Annotated in this window: 3 protein-coding genes; all 3 read right to left on the reverse strand. The window is 70.6% G+C overall.

Translation table 11 applies throughout. The features are described from left to right. Positions 1-85 precede the first annotated feature (85 nt). Positions 86-703 (reverse strand): M48 family metalloprotease, encoded by a 618-nt coding sequence (locus tag AC1D01_RS32725; RefSeq protein WP_477873659.1) that lies wholly within the window; start codon positions 701-703, stop codon positions 86-88. A 155-nt stretch (positions 704-858) separates the two neighbouring features. Continuing rightward, positions 859-1,488, reverse strand: a complete 630-nt coding sequence (locus tag AC1D01_RS32730) for a response regulator (RefSeq protein ID WP_465112198.1) — start codon at positions 1,486-1,488, stop codon at positions 859-861. Beyond that, positions 1,485-1,874 (reverse strand): ATP-binding protein (locus AC1D01_RS32735; protein ID WP_477873660.1); only part of this gene is annotated, 390 nt, incomplete at its 5' end. The genes AC1D01_RS32730 and AC1D01_RS32735, both read right to left, overlap by 4 nt.

The following is a 1,874-nucleotide window of genomic DNA, read 5'->3' on the forward strand; positions in this document are numbered from 1 at the left end:
AGTCATCGCCCCCCRGGGGCGATGACCGACCCGGCCGGCGCGCCATGGCCTCCCCCCACGCGCCTTTGCGCACACCACCTATGCATCACTGCGCGCGCAGCGCAGCCAACCTCCGGTGCGTGCCCGGATGCGTCGCCGTGTCCTTGGTCACGCCGAGTCGCATGAAGGCCGAGATCACCGTGTCTCGTGACACGCCCATGCTCTCCAGCGTGCGCAGCGCAAACGCATCGGCCTCGTATTCCTGCTGGTAGGCCAGGCCCGACGCTTCGCGCCCCAGGCGGCCGGCGACCGGGTCGGTCTGCTCGGGGGTGACGCTGCCCGGCACCCATTTCTGGTACATCACGCCCATTTGCGCCCAGTGCGCCAGCGCCACGTGGCCCAGCTCGTGCGCCAGCACGAACTGCCGGCCCTCGTCGGACCAGTCGCCCAGGCCTTCATTCACGATCACCACCCGGCCCTGCAGCGTCTCGGCGACCACCTCGCCACGCACCACGCGCAACTCGACCGCATCCTGCAACCCCAGCCGGTGCGCCAGCATCTCGAAGCTGTCACGCACCTTCTGCGCCCGCATGCTCTCGACCGGTGYCGGCGACATGCGCTCCAGCCGCACGCTTTGCGAGCGCTCCAGCACCTGCGTGATGTCCTCGCCCTGCGCGACGCCCACCACCGAGGCCACCCCCATCAACACCAGCCAGCGCCGCATCGCATCACTCTCCTGCGTGGGCCCGGACTGCAGGCCCTGTGAGGCATTACGACGCAACAAACGGGCCAGAAGCAAGGGTTTTCCCGCACATCCGCCTCGAATCGGGGGGCGCCGTGTCGCAGTGCACGGGCAAACCCGGTGCCATGCCGGACCCGTCACGCCTGGATCAGCCCCCAGTGCAGCGCCACCAGCGTCAGCTCGGACTGGTTGCCGGCCCCCAGCTTCTGCTTCACGTGGTAAAGGTGCGTGCCCACCGTGCTCGGCGACAGGTTCAGGTTGGCGGCGATCTGCGCCACGGTCAGGCCGCGCGCGAGCTGGATGAAGACGGAGAACTCGCGCTCGCTGAGGGCCTCGGCCGGGTTCGTGTCGCCCTTCATCTGGGCCAGCGCCAGCACCTGGGCGGTCTGCGCGTCCACATACGGGCGGTGTTCGGCCACCGCGGTCACCGCGGCGATCAACGCCTCGGGCGCGCCGCGCTTGGTCAGGTAGCCGAGCGCACCGGCCTGCATCACCCGCCGAGGGTGGGCTGTGTCCTCGTGCGCCGACAGCACCAGCACGCGGGCCTTCGGGTCCTGCGCCAGCAACCGCCGCACGGCCTCGAGCCCGCCCATGCCAGGCATCGACAAGTCCATCACCACCACGTCGGGCTTGAGCTTCGGGTAGTCGGCGCACGCCTGTTCGCCGGTGTCGGCCTCGGCCACGACCTCGATGCCGGCATCGGCCAGCAGCATCCGAAAACCCATGCGCACCAGCGCATGGTCGTCGACGAGCATCACGCGGATCATGCGGGGGCAACCTCCTTGGTGGGGGACGGCAGGCGCACCGTCAGGCGCACGCCATGCGGGGTGATGGACACCAGCTCGAAACTGCCGCCCAGGCCCTGCACCCGTTCGGCCAGCCAGCGCAGGCCATGGTGGCCCTTTTTCTGGGCCCAGTCCGGCGGCAGGCCGACACCGTCGTCGACGAGTTCGAGCAGGATGCCGTCGGCCGCGGCGCGCAGCCGCACGCCGACCCGCTGCGCCTGGCCATGGCGCAGCGCGTTCGTCAGGCCCTCCTGCGCGGCGCGGTACAGCGCGAGTGCCGCCTCGCTGCCGAGTGCCACGCCGTCCATCTCGGACTGCAGCTCGATCTGCACGCCGGGGTGGCTGCGGCGCGTGCGCCGGCCTTCACC

This window comes from Rhizobacter sp. P3_B12 (genome assembly GCF_056402895.1).